The 20,156-nt window shown below is 62.4% G+C and carries 24 protein-coding genes; 9 read left to right on the top strand and 15 right to left on the bottom strand.

Going from position 1 to position 20,156, the window contains the following annotated elements; all coding sequences use genetic code 11:
- The first annotated feature begins 113 nt into the window (after positions 1-113).
- Positions 114-497, top strand: a complete 384-nt coding sequence (locus tag KUD11_RS05870) for a GFA family protein (RefSeq protein ID WP_109385760.1) — start codon at positions 114-116, stop codon at positions 495-497.
- A 47-nt stretch (positions 498-544) separates the two neighbouring features.
- Here KUD11_RS05870 and KUD11_RS05865 read toward each other — a convergent pair whose 3' ends face one another.
- Positions 545-2,086, bottom strand: a complete 1,542-nt coding sequence (locus tag KUD11_RS05865) for a DUF2125 domain-containing protein (RefSeq protein WP_181375301.1) — start codon at positions 2,084-2,086, stop codon at positions 545-547.
- 148 nt (positions 2,087-2,234) lie between these two features.
- Between KUD11_RS05865 and KUD11_RS05860 the strand changes: the two genes are divergently transcribed.
- Both KUD11_RS05860 and KUD11_RS05855 read left to right on the top strand, forming a co-directional pair.
- Positions 2,235-2,984 (top strand): SDR family oxidoreductase, encoded by a 750-nt coding sequence (locus KUD11_RS05860; protein WP_109388171.1) that lies wholly within the window; start codon positions 2,235-2,237, stop codon positions 2,982-2,984.
- Positions 2,981-3,589 carry an enoyl-CoA hydratase/isomerase family protein gene (locus tag KUD11_RS05855; protein WP_109385764.1) on the top strand — a complete coding sequence of 203 codons (609 nt, stop codon included), beginning with the start codon at positions 2,981-2,983 and terminating at the stop codon, positions 3,587-3,589. The genes KUD11_RS05860 and KUD11_RS05855 overlap by 4 nt, the downstream gene beginning before the upstream one ends.
- A gap of 109 nt (positions 3,590-3,698) precedes the next feature.
- Here the strand turns inward: KUD11_RS05855 and KUD11_RS05850 are convergent, their stop codons facing one another.
- The 5 genes from KUD11_RS05850 to KUD11_RS05830 form a co-directional block, all read right to left on the bottom strand.
- Positions 3,699-3,878, bottom strand: a complete 180-nt coding sequence (locus tag KUD11_RS05850) for a Trm112 family protein (RefSeq protein WP_109385766.1) — start codon at positions 3,876-3,878, stop codon at positions 3,699-3,701.
- Positions 3,875-4,519 (bottom strand): LON peptidase substrate-binding domain-containing protein, encoded by a 645-nt coding sequence (locus KUD11_RS05845; protein ID WP_109385768.1) that lies wholly within the window; start codon positions 4,517-4,519, stop codon positions 3,875-3,877. The genes KUD11_RS05850 and KUD11_RS05845 overlap by 4 nt, the downstream gene beginning before the upstream one ends.
- A 27-nt stretch (positions 4,520-4,546) precedes the next feature.
- A complete protein-coding gene (locus KUD11_RS05840) occupies positions 4,547-5,455 on the bottom strand; it encodes a thioredoxin family protein (RefSeq protein WP_109385770.1) in 909 nt (302 codons plus the stop codon).
- Positions 5,456-5,607: 152 nt separating this feature from the next.
- Positions 5,608-6,396, bottom strand: coding sequence for an exodeoxyribonuclease III (locus KUD11_RS05835; protein ID WP_109385772.1), 789 nt, complete (start codon positions 6,394-6,396; stop codon positions 5,608-5,610).
- Positions 6,397-6,647: 251 nt separating this feature from the next.
- Positions 6,648-7,334: a response regulator transcription factor gene (locus KUD11_RS05830; RefSeq protein ID WP_109385774.1), complete on the bottom strand. Its 687-nt coding sequence runs from the start codon at positions 7,332-7,334 to the stop codon at positions 6,648-6,650.
- 184 nt (positions 7,335-7,518) lie between these two features.
- On the opposite strand from KUD11_RS05830, the gene ribA reads away from it, so the two are divergent.
- A complete protein-coding gene (ribA, locus tag KUD11_RS05825) occupies positions 7,519-8,649 on the top strand; it encodes a GTP cyclohydrolase II (RefSeq protein WP_109385776.1) in 1,131 nt (376 codons plus the stop codon).
- Between the two features lie 19 nt (positions 8,650-8,668).
- Here the strand turns inward: ribA and KUD11_RS15305 are convergent, their stop codons facing one another.
- A complete protein-coding gene (locus KUD11_RS15305; RefSeq protein WP_109385778.1) occupies positions 8,669-8,863 on the bottom strand; it encodes a 4-oxalocrotonate tautomerase in 195 nt (64 codons plus the stop codon).
- 41 nt (positions 8,864-8,904) lie between these two features.
- Positions 8,905-9,669, bottom strand: coding sequence for a glutamine amidotransferase (locus KUD11_RS05815; protein WP_109385780.1), 765 nt, complete (start codon positions 9,667-9,669; stop codon positions 8,905-8,907).
- Positions 9,670-9,838: 169 nt separating this feature from the next.
- Between KUD11_RS05815 and KUD11_RS05810 the strand changes: the two genes are divergently transcribed.
- Genes KUD11_RS05810 through lpxK form a run of 3 tightly spaced genes read left to right on the top strand, consistent with a single transcriptional unit; the run spans position 9,839 to position 12,274 of the window.
- Positions 9,839-10,081, top strand: coding sequence for a DUF4170 domain-containing protein (locus KUD11_RS05810; protein WP_109385782.1), 243 nt, complete (start codon positions 9,839-9,841; stop codon positions 10,079-10,081).
- A 7-nt stretch (positions 10,082-10,088) separates the two neighbouring features.
- On the top strand, positions 10,089-11,294 hold the full coding sequence (locus tag KUD11_RS05805; RefSeq protein ID WP_109385784.1) for a 3-deoxy-D-manno-octulosonic acid transferase: 1,206 nt from the start codon (positions 10,089-10,091) through the stop codon (positions 11,292-11,294).
- Complete coding sequence (gene lpxK, locus KUD11_RS05800) at positions 11,294-12,274, top strand: tetraacyldisaccharide 4'-kinase (protein WP_397545236.1); 981 nt, start codon at positions 11,294-11,296, stop codon at positions 12,272-12,274. Before KUD11_RS05805 ends, lpxK begins: the two co-directional genes overlap by 1 nt.
- A 17-nt stretch (positions 12,275-12,291) precedes the next feature.
- Here lpxK and KUD11_RS05795 read toward each other — a convergent pair whose 3' ends face one another.
- The 3 genes from KUD11_RS05795 to KUD11_RS05785 are packed head-to-tail and all read right to left on the bottom strand — an operon-like array spanning position 12,292 to position 14,603.
- A complete protein-coding gene (locus KUD11_RS05795) occupies positions 12,292-13,398 on the bottom strand; it encodes a CaiB/BaiF CoA transferase family protein (protein ID WP_109388173.1) in 1,107 nt (368 codons plus the stop codon).
- Positions 13,399-13,400: 2 nt separating this feature from the next.
- Positions 13,401-14,075, bottom strand: coding sequence for a DsbA family protein (locus KUD11_RS05790; protein WP_109385788.1), 675 nt, complete (start codon positions 14,073-14,075; stop codon positions 13,401-13,403).
- Between the two features lie 18 nt (positions 14,076-14,093).
- Positions 14,094-14,603 carry a DUF721 domain-containing protein gene (locus tag KUD11_RS05785; protein WP_109385790.1) on the bottom strand — a complete coding sequence of 170 codons (510 nt, stop codon included), beginning with the start codon at positions 14,601-14,603 and terminating at the stop codon, positions 14,094-14,096.
- Positions 14,604-14,694: 91 nt separating this feature from the next.
- On the opposite strand from KUD11_RS05785, the gene mutY reads away from it, so the two are divergent.
- Complete coding sequence (mutY, locus tag KUD11_RS05780; RefSeq protein WP_109385792.1) at positions 14,695-15,765, top strand: A/G-specific adenine glycosylase; 1,071 nt, start codon at positions 14,695-14,697, stop codon at positions 15,763-15,765.
- A gap of 19 nt (positions 15,766-15,784) precedes the next feature.
- Entirely contained in the window at positions 15,785-16,918 is a 1,134-nt protein-coding gene (locus KUD11_RS05775; protein WP_109385794.1) for an alkane 1-monooxygenase, read from the top strand.
- Positions 16,919-16,920: 2 nt separating this feature from the next.
- Here the strand turns inward: KUD11_RS05775 and KUD11_RS05770 are convergent, their stop codons facing one another.
- The 4 genes from KUD11_RS05770 to KUD11_RS05755 form a co-directional block, all read right to left on the bottom strand.
- The gene (locus KUD11_RS05770) at positions 16,921-17,586 is read right to left on the bottom strand and encodes a cupin domain-containing protein (protein WP_109385796.1); all 666 of its coding nucleotides are present in this window, start codon (positions 17,584-17,586) and stop codon (positions 16,921-16,923) included.
- Between the two features lie 155 nt (positions 17,587-17,741).
- A complete protein-coding gene (locus tag KUD11_RS05765; protein WP_181375302.1) occupies positions 17,742-18,857 on the bottom strand; it encodes a site-specific DNA-methyltransferase in 1,116 nt (371 codons plus the stop codon).
- Positions 18,858-18,958: 101 nt separating this feature from the next.
- Complete coding sequence (locus KUD11_RS05760; protein ID WP_109385800.1) at positions 18,959-19,579, bottom strand: ribonuclease HII; 621 nt, start codon at positions 19,577-19,579, stop codon at positions 18,959-18,961.
- 81 nt (positions 19,580-19,660) lie between these two features.
- The gene (locus KUD11_RS05755; RefSeq protein WP_109385802.1) at positions 19,661-20,026 is read right to left on the bottom strand and encodes a hypothetical protein; all 366 of its coding nucleotides are present in this window, start codon (positions 20,024-20,026) and stop codon (positions 19,661-19,663) included.
- Positions 20,027-20,156 lie beyond the last annotated feature (130 nt).

Raw genomic sequence — 20,156 nt, 5'->3', positions numbered from 1 at the left:
GTCATTCACCTTTTGGGGTCCGCGAGCAGAGAGGTAGAGCGGCAGGCCCCCACGTGCAAGGCTTGCCAGCGCGGGCGCGCTGTGGCCTGCTGCCCCAAAACGGAGGCGAACCGATGTCAAAACCCTATGAGGGCGGATGCCTGTGCGGGGCAATCCGCTTCAGCGCCACTGGCCCTGCGGAAAATCCGCATAGTTGCTCTTGCGAGATGTGCCGCCGTCACAGCGGGGCGCCCAGCACCGTCTGGGTGGAGTTCCCGGCCAGCCGCGTTGCGTGGACGGGACCGGGCGGGACCCCTGCGCTTTACCGCTCGTCGGATATCTCAAGCCGCGCGTTTTGCCCGACATGCGGCAGCAGCCTCGGCGCGGTGGATAACGCGCCGGTGGTGGCGTTTCTCGTTGGTGCGTTCGACAGGCCGGGGGCTAAGGCCTTCGCGCCGACAAGCCATTCCTTCCGCACGGGTTGCCCCGGCTGGTGGAAAGGCGCGCTTGGCGGCTGATACCGCGAAGGGCTGCGCGCCATGCCCTAGTGTCTTGCCCGCCGCGCCTAGCGCAGACGCTGACCGTTGGCCAGAAGCTGACCGTCTTGGGTGAACTCGATGGTGGAGTCCAGCTCATCCTCGCCTTCACCCGCCACGGCAAAGAGCCCCATCATCATCCGCGCGCCCATCGCCTGATCCTCGGGCAGGAAGCCGAGGGCCACGAGGCTGTCCAGCAACGCATTTGCACCCGTGAGGTTGAGGCTGACCGAACCCACCGGCTTGGGCATCCCATCATAGGTCACGATATCGGTGTTATCGATCTCCACAGCGCCCGTCCCGACCAGACGCACACCCGCCGCACTGACGGTCAGCGCATCAAGCGACAGCGCGTTGAGCTCGCCCGGCGCCTCGCCACCTGCGTCAACAGCGGTCATCTGCTCAGGGTCCAGCACGTCAAAGAAGAGGCGCGCCATACCGCTCAGATCCACCTCAATCGTCGCGGGGTCGCGTGGCAACTGCGCTGCGGGATCAAAAAGTGCCCAGATGAATTCGCTCATGGTGAAATCACCCAGCAGCACCTGAAGGCTGAAGGCTTGTGGCGCGTCGCTCTGCATCACGGGCGTCATAAGCTCAAACCCGTAGCGCGCCATGGTCATCGCAACCGGAAAAGGAATATCCCCTCCCGCAATCTCGAACGACAGATCATTGGTGCCGCCACCATAGAGAAGCTGGCTCTCGTCCATCACAATGCGCAGATCGCCACCCGCGCTTTGTGTGCGTCCTTCCGTGACGCTGCCATCCTCCTCAAAGCGGAACTGCATCATGCCGGGGCCAAACTCATACCCCCCATCAACGGTAAACCCGGCCCTAAGCGCGCCGGACATATCGTTCATGTCAATCCCTTCGGGCAAGGTAGAGGTACCAGTCATGATCAGGCTCTCGCTGCCACCATTGATCAGGAAACTGCCTTGCGCGCTCTCGGGGTCGACCACATCCATCCTATAGGACCAAGCGCCTGTGGTGATCGTCTGTTCCACCCGGCGCAGATCGCCCAGATTGGTCAGGGTCTCACCCGCAAGATCGGCCATCTCAATCGACACATCGCGGAACGGCGCGCCACCGGGGGCCTCTGAAAAGCTGGTGCCTTCCACCGTCACATCCGTCAGGGCAATGCGCGCCGCCGCAGCGGAATACGCGCTTACCGACGCGTCAGGCGCGCCCGAGATGGTCATCACGAAGTCCACCGTATCAAAGGTTGCGCCCACCTCAAGCGCCTCGGGGCCGGTGATCGCAATCGTCATCGGCAGGCTCTCCGGGATGCTCACCGCGACCGACCCATCGCCATTATCCGCAAAAGACATTTCGCCGAGCGTCACGCTTACCGTCATGTCCTCTTCGGGCACATCAAAGCCCATGGCGACGTCCGTCACGGTCAAAGTGTCGCCCGACATCGCCTCGGTGGCCGTGATCTCATACCCGAAGGCGGTCATGTAATCCTTCCAGCCCTGCCACGCCTCTGCTGGTGTGATATCCGCCTGCGCCGCTCCGGTCGTCATCAAGAAAGCTGACGCCGCGACCCATGCGCCGCCGATTTTATGCATCGTCATATCGCACCCTTCCGGTTTGAAAACTCTGCACGCAGCATCAAAGCATATCCCGGAAGGGTCAAGAGACCATCTCTCTGGACCCCGGTGCAGGGCCCGGCTAGGTCTGGGAGAGCGCGCGCCGCGAGATCTAACAGCGAAGGGGACCACGATGGATATGACAGGAAAGACCGTGCTCATCACGGGCGCAAGCCGCGGGATCGGCGCGAGTGCTGCGCAGGTTTTCGCCGCTCAGGGCGCGAATGTGGCCTTGCTCGCGCGCAGCGCGGGTGCGGTAGAGGCGCTCGCTTCTGAAACTGGCCCGCGCACGCTGGCGATTGAGGCGGATGTGAGCGTCTGGGCGGACATGGCGGCCGCCGTGCAGAGCTGTGTCGCCCGATTTGGTCGTCTTGACGTGCTCATTGGCAATGCGGGCGTGATTGAGCCGATCGCCCCAATGGCATCCTCCGATCCCGCCGCGTGGGGCCATGTGATCGATATCAACCTCAAGGGCATATATTACGGGATGCGCGCCGCCATGCCCGTGATGGAGGCCCAAGGCGGTGGCACCATCCTCACTGTGTCCTCGGGTGCCGCGCACAACGCGCTGGACGGGTGGAGCCATTATTGCACGTCCAAGGCGGGCGCCGCGATGCTGACCATGTGCGCCCACAAAGAGGGGGCGCCCAACGGTCTACGCGCCATGGGGCTGTCGCCCGGCACCGTCGCCACCCAGATGCAGCACGAGATCAAGGCCAGCGGCGTGAACCCGGTGAGCCAGCTTGACTGGTCCGCGCATATCCCCGCCGATTGGCCTGCACGCGCGCTTTTGTGGATGTGCGGGGCGGATGCGGACCCATATCTAGGCGAAGAGATTTCCCTGCGCGATGCAGGCATCCGCAAAGAGGTGGGCCTCACATGATTGATCTCCAAAAGGAGGGCGGCATCTGGACCGCCACAATCAACCGGCCCGAAAAGGCAAACTCCCTGACTGAGGCGATGCTGGCTGAGCTTGGTGATATCGCGCTGGCGGCCACGGACGCGCGGGCACTCATCCTGACGGGCGAGGGCCGCGTGTTCTCTGCCGGGGCCGATTTTGATGCGGCGCGCGCGGGCCTTGCCACCAGCCCGTTATGGGAGCGTCTGTCAGGTGCGATTGCCCCGCTGCCCTGCCTGACCATTGCCGCACTCAATGGCACGGTCGCAGGCGGGGCCGTAGGGATGGCGCTGGCCTGTGATCTGCGCATCGCCGTGCCGGGGGCCAAGATTTTCTATCCGGTGATGAAGCTCGGCTTCCTGCCCCAGCCCAGCGATCCACCCCGTATGGCCCGGCTGATTGGCCCCGCACGGACCAAGATGATCTTCATGGCTGGCCAAAAGATCGACACGGAAACCGCCACCGCATGGGGCCTCTTTGATCAGATCGTGGAGGCGGATATGTTGCTGGATGCGTCCCGAGCGCTTGCGCAGGACAGCATCAGCGCAACCCCCGCACATGCCGCCGCAATCAAGGGAATGATTCCTTAGAGGCACGCACCCGTCCGCCCCCCCCAAAAAAAGGCCGGGCGCTCGGGATACGGCTGCGCCGCGAGGCGCTCATTGGGATTGAACTCTGTAGTCCGGTGGGCAGGGAGCGTCAGTCGAGCCGCCGCGCCTCATCCACCAGAAGGATAGGGATGCCGCCCCGAATGGGAAAGGCGAGCCCCGCGCGCTTGGAGATAAGCTCCTGCGCTTCGGCGTCATAGCTCAGCGTCTGGTGGCTTTGCGGGCAGATCAACGCCTCAAGCATCCGGCGGTCAAACTCCGGCGCGCTCATTGCACCATTTCCTGATCTCCGCCACCGCGCAGGGAATATTCCAGCAGGGTGATCAACGTCTCGCGCCGTGTGCTCAGCGATGGGGCCTCCAGAAGCGCCTGCTTGTCCTCAGGCTCAAACCCCAGAAGCATCGACAGGGAATTTATCAGCAACTCATCATCCGCCTCTTTCAGCGAATCCCAATCTGTCTCCAAATCGCGCGCATCGAAATACTGCTCCAGCGTACCGAGGAATTTGGCGCGGTCAAAGGCCGTGTCTTCTTCCTCGGGGCCAAGATCGCGCTCGAACCCGGTCCAGCTTGCCTTGACGCGGCGATAGGGCGTGAACCCCTCCACCTCTTCGGTCACCCGAAAGCGGCAAATACCAGCCAATGTGATCATGTAGCGCCCGTCTTCGGTCTCGGAAAACTGCGTAATCCGCCCGGCGCAGCCGATGGCGTGGAGGCCGTGGCCTGCGCGCCCCGGCACTTTGTTGGGCTGCACCATACCGATCAGACGCCCCGGCGTTTTCAGAGCGTCCTCCATCATCGCAAGGTAACGCGGCTCAAAGAGGTGCAAAGGCAGCCGCGCACGCGGCAACAAAAGCGCCCCCGGAAGCGGGAACACAGGGATGACATCGGGGAGGTCTGCTTCTTTTATCATATGTCCCAAACTAGCCCGCCAAGTGGCTCAGGCAAATATCATGGAGCTAAGCTTGCGCCGCCCGTTAAGCGCCACAGGGTTGGTGGGTCCAAGCGCATCGAAGATAGTGAAAAGCTGCGTTTTGGCCGCCGCCTCATTCCAGTCGCGGTCGCGTTTGAAAAGTTCCAGAAGCTGCTCCACAGCCCCGTCCGCATCGCCCGATGCATGGAGCGCCTGGGCCAGATCAAACCGCGCCTGATGGTCGTCGGGGCTTCCCTCCACGGCAGCGGTCAGCTCAGCCACCGGCCCCGCATCTGCGGCCTGTCGTGCAAGGGCAAGCTTCGCGTGGGCGCCCTCAATCTCGGGGGCTGTGCTGATCTCGGCGGGCGCGCCGTTGAGCACGGCCTCGGCCTGATCCAGATCATCCAAAGCCATGTAGGCGCGGGCAAGGCCCCCATAAGCCGCCGCCGAATTCGGATCTTCTTCGAGGATGGCGGCAAAGGTCTGCGCCGCATCGGCCGCCGCACCCTCGGTCAGCATTTCCTCGGCCGCCGCAATCGCATCGTCCAGACCACCGCTCGCATCGCCGCCCGCGGCCGCCACAACACGCTCGACAAAGGCCGCGACCTCGGAGGCGGGCACAGCGCCCTGAAACCCGTCGATCGGCTGGCCCTGCCAGAACGCATAGACCGTGGGGATGGATTGCACCTGCAACTGCCCCGCAATCGCCTGCGCCTCGTCCACATTCACCTTGGCCATCTTGACCGCGCCCTTGGCCTTGGTCACTGCCGCCTCAAGCTGTGGTCCGAGGGTTTTGCAGGGGCCGCACCACGGTGCCCAAAAATCCACGATCACCGGCACGGTTTTCGAGGCTTCCACAACCTCGGCCATGAAATCGGCCTCCGAGACATCCTTGATCATATCCGTCGCTGCCGGCGTTTGTCCAAGTTCAATCATCTCATCTTGCCTCTCGTGTTGTCCACAGGTCAGCCGCTTACATGGCGTAGCCCCTGCGCACTTGCAAGGGCCGGACCTGTGGCACGACCCCTCTTAAAGCGTTTCGCCTCTGACCAAAGGGTATCAGATAGAGGCGAAACGCGCGCATCTCTTCACAGATCAAAGCTCGCAAAGACCGGCGCGTGATCGCTGGGTTTTTCCCAGCCGCGCGCATGGCGCAAAACCCGGCTCGAATGGCCCGCCGCGCGAATGTCGCCTGTGGCCCAGACATGATCGAGCCTGCGGCCCTTGTCGGCTGCATCCCAGTCCTTGGCGCGGTAAGACCACCAACTATAGAGCAGCCCCTCGGGAATATCGGCGCGGGTCACGTCATGCCAGTCGCCCGCCTCCATCACGTCGTGGAAATGCTCCACCTCGATGGGGGTATGGCTCACGACTTTCAAAAGCTGTTTGTGGCTCCACACGTCATCCTCGCGCGGCGCGATGTTGAGATCGCCGACGAGGATCGCACGCTCGGGCCGCTCATTGCGGAACCAGTCGCGCATATCGGTGAGGTAATCGAGCTTTTGGCCGAACTTTTCGTTCACCTCCCGGTCGGCGACATCGCCGCCCGCAGGCACATAGAAATTGTGGATGGTCACGCCATTCTCCAGCCGCCCGGCAATATGGCGCGCGTGGCCCAAACCCGCGAAATCCTGCGCGCTTGCCTCCTCGATGGGCAGCTTCGACAGGATCGCGACCCCGTTATAGCCCTTCTCGCCGCGCGCGACCATGTGGGTGTAGCCAAGCTCCGCAAACTGCGCGCGCGGGATTTTGTCCACGGGGCTTTTGCATTCCTGAAGGCAGAGCACGTCCGGGCCTTCCTCGGCCAGAAGCTTACAGACAATCGGCTCGCGCAAGCGAACCGAGTTGATGTTCCATGTGGCAAGCGTGAAGGGCATGGGGCAGGCTCCGATCTGCGGTTGGAATTGATGGTGCCTGTTTCGATAGCAGCGCCGCACTGGGCGGACAACCAAGCGGTTGGAATACGATATGCGCCCGCCCCAAAAAAGACCCCGGGCGATGCCGGGGCCAGTCCAACAGGGAGGTGCATATGGAAGCCCGCATATGCGACGGGTTGAGTATCAAGTTAGACATGCGCCCAGAACTCAACTTTGACCTGTATCAAAGACGCGGAGTTTTTTTGCGTCACTCAGGACAGCAAACGATAGCCCCCACTTTCGGTCACCAGAAGGCGCGCATTGGAGGGATCAGGCTCAATCTTCTGGCGCAAACGGTAGATATGCGTCTCAAGCGTGTGGGTCGTGACGCCTGCGTTATAGCCCCAGACCTCATGCAAGAGCACATCGCGCGCCACCACACCATCGGTGGAACGGTAGAGGAACTTGAGGATATTGGTCTCTTTTTCCGTCAGGCGGATTTTCTTGTTATCTTCCGTCTCCAGCACCTTCATCGCGGGCTTGAACGTGTATGGCCCAAGCTGGAACACCGCGTCCTCGGATTGCTCATGCTGACGCAGCTGCGAGCGGATGCGGGCCAGAAGAACTGGGAATTTAAAGGGTTTGGTTACGTAATCATTGGCCCCCGCATCAAGCCCCAGTATCGTGTCGGCATCCCCGTCATGGCCCGTGAGCATCAAGATCGGGCTTTTCACACCCTGTTTGCGCATCAAGCGGCAAAGCTCGCGGCCATCCGTGTCGGGCAGGCCCACATCGAGGATCACCAGATCGTAAATCGAATCCTTGGCATGTGCCATCGCCTCGGCGCCGTTGCCAGCCTCGAAAACATCGAAATCCTCGGTCATGATAAGCTGTTCGCCCAGCGCCTCGCGCAGGTCCTCATCATCGTCTACAAGAAGGATTTTTTTCAGCTGTGCCATGTCTATGTTCCTTTTCTCTTGCAGGAGTGATGCGCTGTGCGGCGCGTGCACGCAAGTCATGCGTCACCCAGATCACGCCCAAGTGTCCGATGAAGAGGTTTTGTTTCATTCCTGTGCAAAAAGCCCTAAACCCCCGTGGAGATATGGGCATAGCCTATCTCATAGTCCACCCTGAGGAGCGTCCATGCGCCTTGCGCCAGACATAACCGAGCGAATTGCCCGCGCCCGCGCCGACCTGCGCATGGGCCTGCCTGTGGTGCTCTGTGCGGCGGAGACGGACGGCACTGGAGCCGGTGGCACTGGAACTGGCGCATTGGTCATGGCCGCCGAGACGTTGAATGCTACGCGGCTGGACGCTTTGCGCGGCCTTGCGGGTGCAGATGGCGCGCTTTGCCTCGCGATCACCGCGCGGCGGGCCCAGACGCTGAAGGCACGCGCCTATGATGGCGATATCGCACGGCTGGAGCTGCCCGAGGATGCGGGGCTTGCATGGGTGCAGGCAACGGCCAGCCCCGAGGGCGATCTCGCCACGCCGATGAAAGGCCCATACACCGCGCAGCGCGGCGGGGATGCAGCGCTGCACCGCCTTGGGGTCGAGCTGGTGAAATCCGCGCGCCTGCTGCCCGCCGCCCTCGTGCTGGACACACCCGACGCGGGCGCATTGGCCGCAGAGCACGCGCTTACCACCCTGCCAGCGTTGGAGGCAGCCGAGGCGCTCAGGCGCTCCACTCCCCTGCGCGCCGTGATCAGCGCCCGTGTCCCCTTGCGCGTCTCCGAGGCCGGGCGGCTGCATGTCTTTCGCCCCGATGATGGTGGGGAGGAGCATTACGCGGTTGAGATCGGACGCCCCGACCGGGCGGCCCCGGTGCTGTGCCGTCTCCATTCGGCCTGTTTCACCGGCGATCTTCTGGGCAGTCTGAAGTGTGATTGCGGCCCGCAGCTCAACGCCGCTTTGGCCAAGATGGGCCAAGAGGGCGCGGGCATCCTGCTCTATCTCAACCAAGAGGGGCGCGGGATCGGCCTTGCCAACAAGATGCGCGCCTACAGCCTTCAGGATCAGGGGTTTGATACGGTCGAGGCCAATCACCGCCTCGGTTTTGAGGATGACGAGCGCGATTTTCGCATCGGCGCGCGCCTTCTCAGCCAGATGGGGTTCGGCGCGGTGCGGCTGATGACCAACAACCCCGGAAAGATCGACATGATGGAGCGTTGCGGCATCACCGTGGCCGAGCGCGTGCCGCTTCACGTGGGCCAAACCGACGAGAACCGCGCGTATCTGGCCACCAAGGCCGCAAAATCAGGCCATATGCTCTAGACGCAAAGCCCCCGCGCGGTCAGTGCGGGTCTTTGTCGGCGTAAAGCGTGCCAGCCTTGCCCCAATTGGCCTTGTCCATATCGACAAGCATCACGTCCACCGCTTCGGCACTTGCCCCGGTGACACGGACAAACGCATCGGTCAGCTCGCGCACAAGGGCGCGTTTTTGATCGGGGGTGCGGCCCTCGAACATCTCAACTCGGATGATTGGCATTTCGTCTTTCCTTCTCTTCTGATTGATCTTTGGGCCTGCGCTCAGCGCGCAAAGCGCGTCGTCTCTGCGCGCCCATACCGCGAGACAAAATTGCGCAACACATGTTCCGGCGCATGCACAGAAGCTGCATGGCACATCGCAATCAAATTCTCCGCCTCCTCTGGTGGGAAATAGCCGCGATCCTTGTAGATATTGATCCGCGCCTCAAACTCCGCCGCGTCCGCTTCAGGGTGAAACTGCGTCGCATAGATGTTTGATTTGTAGCGGATCATCTGAAAGGGACAGCTTGGCGCCTCCACCAGATGCACACAGCCCTCGGGCAGGCTCTGAAGCGCTTCCTTGTGGCCCACGAAGGCCTCGAACCTCTCCGGCACGCCCTCCAGCATAGGGTCCGTGCGGCCTGCCTCGGTCACGGTGCAATCGGCGGTGCCCACACCTTCGCCGTAGCGTGCTTTGCTTACATCGCCGCGCAGGTGCTGGCCCAAAATACCGATGCCGTAACAGCAGCCCATGAAGGGGATGTCGCCTTCGGTCACTTGCGGCATGATCGACAGCACATCCGCCTCGATCCGCGCCTCATCGGGGCTTTTCTCATTGGGCGCGTCGCTCACGCAACCCGGACCACCGCCCACGATCACGCCGCTATATCCACCAAGATCAATCTCTTGGGGCAGCCGCTCCCGGTCCAGCCGGATACGGCGCACATCACCGGGGCCAAGCCCGCCCTTGGCCAGCAGTGCTGCAAATTCGCCATCAGCCGCCTCCGCCTCAGGGCGCAGTTGCAAGATCAGGAAGGGTCGGGCCATGCTGTCCTCGTAAATGCTCTCTCCAAGCCCTGCCCAATCAGGCGTGACAAATCAATGCCTTTCGGTGCCTTTAGATTCGGTGCCGCTCAATGCCGCCCAAGCCCGCTTGACCCCACCAGCCAGTGCAATACCCTGCGCGCAACATTGCATAACTTCCAAGGACACCCCCATGACCCAACGCCTGCACCTCGTTTTCGGCGGCGAACTTAGCGACCCCGCCCGCAACGTGTTCAAGAATGTCGATGACCTGCATATCGTCGGCATCTTCCCCAATTATACCGCCGCCTATGATGCGTGGAAAAATGAGGCGCAGCGCACCGTGGACAACGCCCATATGCGCTATTTCATCGCCCATCTGCATAAATTGCGCGATGAGCAGGCCGAAACCTCGCCCACCGAAGAATTGGGCTGAGACGGCCATGGCTCAGGGTCCGGGCCTTGGCGGAAAAAAACCGCGCAGCGCAGGGGCCGTTCTGCCAGATGGCCCCCGGCCCGAAGGCGCGCTGATCTGGGGCCATGCCAACAGCCTCGATCATGCTAATGCGCTCGTGCAGCTGGCCGAGCGGCTGGCGGTGCTGCGGCCCGGCCTGACCATGCTGATCACAACAGCGCCCGGCCTGCCCGAAATCCGCCACCGTCGCGCGCCCATCCTGCATGTGGTCCTACCAGACGAGAACGGCAGTGCGGCGGATGCGTTCCTAGGGCTTTGGCGGCCCGATATGTGCCTTTGGACGGGCGGCAAGCTGATTCCCAGCCTGATCACCGCCGCTGACAAACGTCACATCCCGCTCTTTCTGGTGGATGCACAAAGCGACTATCTGGAGCGGCCCGGATGGCGCTGGGTCCCGCAGGTCCAACGCTCCTTGCTGGGCCGATTTGCCGCGATCCTTGCGCGCGATGAGGCCACACGTGGCCATCTGCACCGGCTTGGGGTGCGCGATGGGCGGATCACCGTGACCGGGCTTTTCCGCGAGGGGGCGCTGGCCCTGCCCTGCTCGGAGGCGCTGCGCGACGAGATGGCGGGCGTGTTGCGCGGGCGACCCGTCTGGCTGGCTGCACGGGTGCAGGCGGGCGAGGTTGATATGATCCTGCATGCGCACCGCCAGACAACGCGGCTGGCGCACCGCCTGATCCTGATCCTCGTGCCCGAAGAGCTGGAGGATCTGGCCGCGATACGTGCGCAGCTTGAGGAGGCGCAGCTGCGCTACACGCTCTGGTCCGAGGGCGCGATGCCCGAGGAGGTCACGCAAGTCATCCTCGCCGATACGCGGGGCGAGATGGGGCTTTGGTATCGTCTGGCCTCGATCACATTGATGGGCAGTTCGCTCGTCGCTGGGCATGGCGGGCGCGATCCAAACGAGCCTGCGGCGCATGGATCGGCCATTCTTTACGGCCCGAATGTAGGTCGCTACCTGCCCAGCTATTCGCGCTATGCCGAAGCGGGGGCCGCGCGGATCGTGCGCGATGCGGGCACACTGGCGGCAGCCCTCGCCCGACTGATCGCTGTGGACCAGTCAGCAGCGATGGCGCATGCCGCTTGGGACATCGCCTCGGCCAGCGCGCAGGTCACTGACCAGATCCTCGATCTGGTGCAGGACACGCTCGACACGCAGGCGGCAGGATGATCCGCGCTCCCGGCTTCTGGCACCGCAAGCGCAGCTGGCAGGCTCTGGCGCTGGCCCCTCTCGGGGCGCTGTACGCATCGGCCACCGCTCGGCGGCTGGCCAAGGGCACGCCGTACCGCGCGGGCGCCCCGGTGATCTGTGTGGGCAATATCAACGCAGGCGGCACCGGCAAGACGCCCACTGTGATTGCGCTGGTCCAGCATCTTGCGGCGCGCGGTATCACCGCACATGTGGTCAGCCGTGGCCACGGCGGGCGCATCACAGGCCCGGTGCGGGTCACCCCCAAGCACAGTCCCGAAGACGTGGGCGATGAGCCGCTTCTGATCGCGGCATTCACCCCCACATGGGTGGCGCGCAACCGCGCGGAGGGGGCTCGCGCGGCAGAGGCGGCGGGCGCGCAAGTGCTGCTGATGGATGACGGCTTCCAGAACCCGACGCTGGCCAAGGACCTGTCGATTATCGTGGTGGATGCCGCCATGGGGTTTGGCAACGGGCGCTGCATTCCGGCGGGGCCATTGCGTGAACCTGTGGACGTGGGCCTGGCCCGTGCGGATGTGCTCCTCACCATCGGCCCGGAGCAGGCCCAGCGCGGCTTTGATGCGGCATGGGGCGAGCAGGTCACGCTGCCGCATCTGCGCGGTGCGCTCAGGCCGCTCAAGATGGGTATGGATTGGCAGGGCGCGCGATGCTTTGCCTTTGCGGGCATCGGCCATCCGGAGAAATTCTTTGCCACCCTGCGCGCCGAGGGGGCCGAGCTTGCCGGGACCGAAGCGCTGGCGGATCACCAGCCGCTCACGCCTGCGCTCATGGCGCGGCTGGAAGCGGATGCGGCCAAACTGGGGGCGCAGATGGTGACGACGGAAAAGGATGCCGTGCGCCTGCCCGCGGCCTTCCGGCCAAAGGTTCTCACCCTGCCCGTGCGGCTTGAGATCGACGATACCGCGCCGCTGGACAAAGCGCTGGAGCGGCTCGGGCTTTAGCCGCCCAGTTTAGCCGTTTAGCCGCTGCCCAGTTTGGGCGAAGGGCGGCCCAGATCCAGCTCCGCATCAGAGAAGGTGATTGGCGTGCGCACACCCGGCACCCCGCCCGGCGCGATCTGCATCCCGCGCGCCTTGACTTGCGGATCGGCAAACACCTCATCAAGGCTGTTGATCGGCCCGGCGGGCACACCCGCAGCTTCGCACGCGGCCAAAAGCGCCTCCTTGGTCATCTGCGCGGTCTTTTCCGTGAGCAAGGCGGACAGCTCAGCACGCTTCTCCACACGGCCCGCGTTGCTGGCATAATCAGGATGCGCGCCAAGCTCCGCCAAACCCAGAAGATCGCAAAATCGCCGATACTGCCCGTCATTTCCCACGGCGATGATCAGATAGCCATCGGCGCAATCAAACACTTGATAGGGGGTGAGGTTGGGATGAAAATTCCCGATACGCCCCGGCGCCTCGCCGGTGGAGAGGTAGTTCATCGCCTGATTGGCCGTCACGGCCACCGCCACGTCCAAAAGGGCCATGTCGATCTGCTGCCCCTTGCCGGTCGTATGGCGCTGGTGCAGGGCCGCGAGAATGGCGGTGCTGGCATAGACGCCTGTGAAGATATCCGTGATCGCTACGCCCACGCGCTGCGGCTGCCCCTCGGGCGCGCCGGTGATCGACATAAGGCCGGACATGCCTTGGATGATATAGTCATAGCCCGCGCGGCTGGCGTAAGGCCCGTCCTGCCCGAACCCGGTGATGGAGCAATAGATAAGGCCGGGGTAAAGCGCTTTGAGGCTGGCGTAATCCAGCCCGTATTTCGCGAGCCCTCCGACCTTGAAATTCTCGATGACAACATCGGCCTCGGCGATCAGGGCGTGGACCTCGGCCTGCCCGTCTTCGGTGCGAAAATCAATCGCGACGCTGGTTTTGCCCCGATTGCAACCATGGAAATAGGCCGCTGTCTCAACGCCGTCCTGCTTGATGAAGGGCGGGCCCCAACGGCGGGTATCATCGCCATCGGGGCTCTCGACCTTGATCACCTCTGCGCCAAGATCCGACAGGGTCTGGCCCGCCCAAGGGCCGGCCAGAATCCGCGCCAACTCAACGACTTTCAGACCCTTGAGAGGTGCCATGCTCATTCGCCGAGTTTCGCGTCGATCAGGTCAGACAAATCGCTGTAGTTCATGTTGGGATGCTGCTCGCCATTGATCATCAGCGTGGGCGTGCTGCGAATATTGTCCGCTTCGGCATTGGCTTGGAACCACGCATAAAGGTTCTCGGCATTGTCCGCGTCGGTGAGGCATGTCTCCAGCTCTGCGTCGCTCAAACCAGCCACTTTGCCGATCCGGCGCAGATTGTTCGAGATACCCACTGCATCACCCGCGCCCAGCCACTCGCTCTGCTGGGCATAGATCATGTCGGAAATCCCGAAGAACCGGTCCCGCCCGCCGCAGCGCGCCACCAGCGAGGCCCAAAGTCCCGGACGATCAAAGAACACATCGCGGTAGATGAAATTGATCTTTCCGGTGTCGATGTAATCGGCCTTCAGCTCCTTGAACTGATTGGCGTGGAACCGCGCGCAATGCGGGCAGGTGAAGGACGCGTATTCGATTACTGTCACTGTGGCATCGGGGTTACCGATACTCATTTCCGTGATGCCGAATTCGTTATCCGCCATGACATTGGCCTGGCTTTCGCTGGACACTTCGGCTGTGGCTGTCTGCGCGGTGGAGGGCCCGGCGAATTGCCAATAGGCGGCAGCGCCCACCACGACGAGGGCCACGGCCCCAATAATTTTGGTCATGTTCATTGCGAATTCCTTTTCGGATCAGCTTTTTGGTTTTGATAGGACATTCTTGGCCAAGGCTTCAAGGGCCGCCCGCAACCCATCATCGCCCACGGGTGCGGCAATACGCGCAGCCTCTGCTACAGCCTCGGGGCTATGGGGCTTCGGCGTGTAGTCCTTGGGTTTGTGCGCAAAGCTCGCCTGGCCCTCGGAAAAGCCTGTGGGTGCAGTCTGCGTCAGCACGATGCGCGATATGGCGTTATAGCCATAAACCGCGTTCACCTTCTCGCGCAGCTTTTCTTTTTGCATCTCCAGCATGGGCGCATTCGGCCCCGTGGTCAAAAGGGTCAGCGTCGCGCCGAATCCGCCGCGCGTGTAGCTCACTTTCACGGGGCGCGCGATTGCGGCGGTGTCTTCGCCCACCGTCTCGGCCCATTGGGTCAGAAGGCGCGATTGCTCAAACCCCCGGCTCGACGAGGCGGATTTTATGCGGTCCTGAAGCAGTGTCGCGCTGCGGGTGAACCCGCGCGTCGTGGCACGTCGCGCCGCCATGGCAACCTCCGGTTTGACCTCTTGTGGCTGAGGTGCATTTTAAGGCAAGCGGCGAGGCGTGCCAGCCCATAAGGTAAAAAGGAAGTAAAGAATGCGTGAGACGCCGCAAAGTGCCGACCTTCTGGCGTGGTATGACGTGCATGCGCGCGAGATGCCGTGGCGTGTATCCCCGGCGGATCGCGCGTCCGGTGTGCGGCCTGACCCCTACCGCATATGGCTGTCGGAGGTGATGTTGCAGCAAACCACCGTGGCCGCCGTGAAGGATTATTTCCACCGTTTTACCGCCCGTTGGCCTACCCTGCCCGATCTGGCCTCAGCCCAAGATGCGGACGTGATGGGCGAATGGGCGGGCCTTGGATATTACGCCCGCGCACGGAACCTCCTGAAATGCGCACGGATGGTTGTGGCCGATCATGGCGGGGCGTTTCCGCAAGATCACGCGGCCTTGCTCAAGCTGCCCGGCATCGGGCCTTATACCGCCGCCGCCATCTCCTCCATCGCTTTTGACGCGCCCGAGACGGTGGTGGACGGTAATGTGGAGCGTGTCATGGCGCGCCTGCATAATATCCATACCCCCCTGCCCGCCGCCAAGGCGGAGCTGACCGAGGCCGCACGCGCCCTCACCCCCGCCACACGCGCCGGGGATTACGCGCAGGCAGTGATGGATCTCGGTGCCACCATCTGCACCCCGCGCGGGCCCGCCTGCGGCATCTGCCCGTGGCGCGAGCCGTGTGTGGCGCGGACCCGTGGCACGGCGGCTGATCTGCCCAGGAAAACCCCAAAAGCGGCCAAGCCAATCCGCCAGGGCATCGCATATGTCGCGCGCCGCGCCGATGGCGCGCTCTTGCTGGAGCGCAGACCTGACAAGGGACTTCTGGGTGGGATGCTGGGTTGGCCCGGCTCGGATTGGGCCGAGGCACCGCCTGCGCCCGCCGCCCCCGTCGAGGCCCAATGGCGCGCCCTGCCGGAAGAGGCGCGTCACACGTTCACCCATTTCCATCTGCGTCTCAGCATCCATGTCGCCGATGTGCCCCAAGACGCCACGCCTGAGCGCGGCGATTTTCTGCCGCGCGCGGCATTTCGCCCCTCGGAGTTACCCACCGTCATGCGCAAAGTCTTTGATCTGACGCGCGAGACGCTGGATACTGCACACACGCCTTAATCAGCTGGAAGTGTCGCCCATGATCCCCGCCAAACGCGTTGCCGATGTGCAAATGGCCCTGCCCTTCTGGATGTCCTTGCTGCTCCTGCCGCTCGCCGCGATTGGCGCGGGCTATGGTGGCTGGACGGTTCTGCTCTTGCCGCTGATCACATGGTATTTCTTCTCGCTTCTGGATGCGGTGCTGGGCCTCAACCTTGAGAACAATGATCTGGAGACAACGGAGGCGCAGCTTGGTTGGTACCGGATGATCACCGTGATCTGGGCGCCGCTGCAATTCGTGATGCTCTTCGGGTTGATCTGGTATGTGCCGCAGGCAGAGCATCTCAGCACGCTGGAGAAGATCGGGCTGTTCTTCGGGGTGGGCGTCATAACCGGAACCATCGGGATCAATTATTCCCACGAACTGATGCACCAAAAGAGCAAGCTGGAGCGCTGGATGGGCGATATTTTGCTCTCAATGGTGCTCTATTCGCATTTCCGGTCCGAGCATTTGCAGGTCCACCATCGCTATGTCGGCACGCCCCGCGATCCGGTGACGGCGCGCTATAACGAAGGCTTCCACCGCTATTTCGCGCGCGTTGTGCCCGAATGTTACAAATCCGCGTTTCATGCAGAAAAGGCGATGCTCGCGCGCAAGGATCTGCCTTGGACCCATCCCAGCAATCCGTTTTTCCGGTATTGGGCGCTTCAGGCGGTGATGCTGGTCCTTGCCTTCGCTCTTGGCGGTTGGGCGGGTCTTGGCCTGTTCATCTGGCAGGCGTTTATCGCGATCTGGCAGCTGGAGCTCGTGAATTACGTGGAGCATTACGGCCTCACGCGCAAACATCTGGGTGACGGGAAATACGAACACGTGAAGCCGCAACACAGCTGGAACGCGGCCCATAAGGCAAGCAACTGGCTGCTCATAAACCTGCAACGCCACTCGGATCATCACTATAAGCCCGACCGGCGCTTTCCCCTGCTGCAAAACTATACTGAGGCCGAAGCACCGCAGCTTCCTTACGGCTATCCGGTGATGACCATGGCCGCGATGGTTCCACCCCTCTGGCGGCGGGTGATGAACCGGCGGGTCAAACGTTGGCGCGAGATGTATTATCCCGAGATCACCGACTGGAAGCCCTATAACAAGGCTCTGAACCCGCTACCGCGCTAGGATCAGGCAGCCGCGAAGGCCAGGTGGCCTGTCTTCACGTAGATGAGGCAGCCCGCGTCGGACCAAGGCGCGTGGGTCGAGAGGTGCGGGCTGCGAATCCAGCTGCCGGCGGGATAGCTGCCATGCTCGTCCTGAAAAATCCCCTCAAGCACAAAGACCTCCTCACCGCCCCGATGCTGATGCGGGGTGAACCGCGTGCCGGGGGCCCAGCGCACCAGCGCCACGTTCTCATTGCTGGCGGTGTGCAGTGGCAAGACCGACAGCCCATCGACCATGCCGGGACGGAAGGCGGCGGTCTTGGTATCCACGCTGAAATGCGCGGTGTCATCCTCAGCGAATTGGTGCAGCTTCACCAGAATCGTGCAGCCGGGATCAGTATGCGGGGTGTGGCTGGTGCCGATTGGATTGCGCACATAGCTGCCCGCTGGAAAATCGCCCGTCTCGTCCGAGAAAACCCCCTCCAGCACCAGAAATTCCTCGCCTCCGCCGTGGCTGTGGGCGTCGAACCGCGAACCCGGCGCGAAGCGCACGAGGCTGGTGGCCCGCGCCACCTCATCGCCCACTCGGTCGAGCATCATCCGCTCCACTCCGGCAGCGGGGGACGGGGCCCATGCGTAATCCTCGGGGCGCACCACGGCGCGTTTGCTGAAATCCGCGTTGATTTTCATAGGTGAGCCCTCCTGCATTTGGCCCGCATCCTACCGCGCCCTGCGATGCGCCACCAGAGGGCGGCGTATGCACGAAAAAGGCCCCGCCAAGGTGTGGCGGGGCATAGGTATGGTGCCTGGCGTCAGGCCGCAGGCACCGGCGGTGTTCGAATGTCTTAGTTGGGGCGGTCGGCCATTTCAGCGCGAATTTGCTGGCGCAGAAGGTCAATTGGGACCGTTTTGCCATCGCGCCTGAAGTGCCAATAGGTCCAGCCATTGCAGCTAGGTGCGCCCTCAAGCGCGGCACCCACCTGATGGATAGAGCCCTTCACGTCATCGCCAATCAGCGTGCCATCGGCACGGACCTTGGCCTTGTGACGCTGGTTGATCGAGTAAAGCTCCTCACCGGGGCGCAGCATGCCGCGCTCGACCAACTGGCCGAAGGGCACACGTGGCTCGGCGCGTTTGGATGTGCTGACCTGAAGCGCTTCACGGTCAAATTTGCGGGTGCTTTTGAGGCGGGCCTCCGCCACCTCGCGGTAGGCCGCTTCACGCTCGATCCCGATATAGTCACGGCCCAGCATCTTGGCCACGGCACCCGTGGTGCCTGTGCCGAAGAACGGATCAAGGACCACATCACCGGGATTGGTACTGCCCACCAGAATACGGTGCAGGAGGCTTTCGGGTTTTTGGGTGGGATGGGCCTTGTCGCCCGCCTCGTTCTTGAGCCGCTCATGCCCGGTGCAAATGGGCAGAACCCAGTCGCTGCGCATCTGCACGCCCTCATTGAGGGATTTCAGCGCCTCATAGTTGAACGTGTATTTCCCGCCCTCCTCCTTGGAGGCCCAGATCATCGTTTCATGCGCGTTGGTAAAGCGCTTGCCGCGAAAGTTTGGCATCGGGTTGGCCTTGCGCCAAACCACATCGTTCAGGATCCAATAGCCCGCATCCTGCAACGCGGCGCCGACCCGAAAGATATTGTGATAGGAGCCTATCACCCAGATAGCCCCATTGGGTTTGAGCAATCGGCGCGCCGCCTTCAGCCAGTCTTGGGTGAAGGAATCATAGGCGGCGAAAGAAGAAAACTGGTCCCAGGCATCGTCAACCGCGTCTACCTGAGAGTTGTCGGGCCGGTGTAAATCGCCCTTGAGCTGGAGATTGTAGGGGGGGTCCGCAAAAATCAAATCTACCGACGCCTCCGGCAGGCTGTTCATGACTTCGATACAGTCACCAGCCAAAATAGTATTGAGCGGAAGCATAGGAGCTTCATTGATCTTGGTCATTTTCGTCATTGTCTGCCTCTTGTCCCGGCGCTTTGTGCGCTCTGGTTGTTGAGGTCAGGATGATTCAAACCTGATTCGCGGTCAATTTCTTTTTTGAATCAAAAGCTTAGTTATTTCTCTTGATACAAGATGTTGTGGACGGGTCGGAACGAACGTCTATGGTGAGGGGTCACCCCAAGATTTTGGAGCGCAGCTTTATGGCTTTTCGTCGGGTATCCCGCGTTCTTCTCCCAACCATAGCCGGGGCACTGTTGCGCCAAATCCCACATGACATAATCTCGACAAATTTTCGCCACAATTGAGGCCGCCGCAATCGACACCGAGACCGCGTCCCCCTTCACAATGGCCTGACCTGGCACGCTAAGACCACGGGGAATCATATTGCCGTCGATCAGCGCAAGATCAGGCTTGCGCGGCAGGCCTGCCACCGCCCGTTCCATCGCCAGATGCGAGGCGCGCAGGATGTTGATCTCGTCGATCTCCTCGACCGAGGCGTGGGCGATGCTGACCTCCGCCACCTCAAAGATCAGATCGTAAAGAACCTTGCGTCGCGCCGCCGTGAGCTTCTTGGAATCATTCAGCCCCTCGGGGATGCGCGCAGGGTCCAATACCACAGCCGCCGCCGTCACTGGCCCGGCAAGCGGCCCGCGCCCCACCTCGTCCACACCTGCGATGATCCGCGCACCTTGCGCCATCGCGGCCTGCTCATATGAAAAATCGGGGCCTGCCATGGCGTGTGAAAACCATGCCCGCGCGTAAAAAGAAAGGGGCGCCGCAGCACCCCCTTCCCAAACCGGCCTCACTGCTCGGGATCAGTAGCCGTAATAGGGGCGCGCGCTATAGCCCCATTGCTGATGCGCGCGGCGCTGCTGGCGGTATTGACGCACTTCGCGGCGATGCGCGTTGTAGCCTTTCTGATAGGCGTGATTGTAGTGTTTCGCCTGCTTGTACTTGCGCGGCTGGTGATAGCCATGATTGTTGTGGCTGCGCGTCGATACATGCGCCCGGCGCTGTTGGGATTTGTTTTGCTCGTGGATTGCCGCGCCAATAATGGCGATCCCGGCGATGGCCGCCAAGGCGCGGACCACGTCCCGGTCGCCTGCCGCGGCGGGGGCGGCGGTGAAGCCTGTCACAGCCATAGAGGCCGCAACGATAAGTGAGATGAACTTGCCAGACATGAGGTGTCTCCTTTTTCCAGTCAGGTGTATCAGGGTCCACCCATCCGTTTGGGCGACGCGATGAGATCAAACTGGGGCCGACCCGCTCAGTCAGGCAATATCAGCACTTTGTTATCCGATAACAGCGGGG

The sequence above is a fragment of the Roseovarius carneus genome, from assembly GCF_020141465.1.
GTDB classification, from domain to species: Bacteria; Pseudomonadota; Alphaproteobacteria; order Rhodobacterales; family Rhodobacteraceae; genus Roseovarius; species Roseovarius carneus.
The sequence above is the reverse complement of the archived record's forward strand: the minus strand, read 5'-3'. Positions and strand labels throughout refer to the sequence as shown.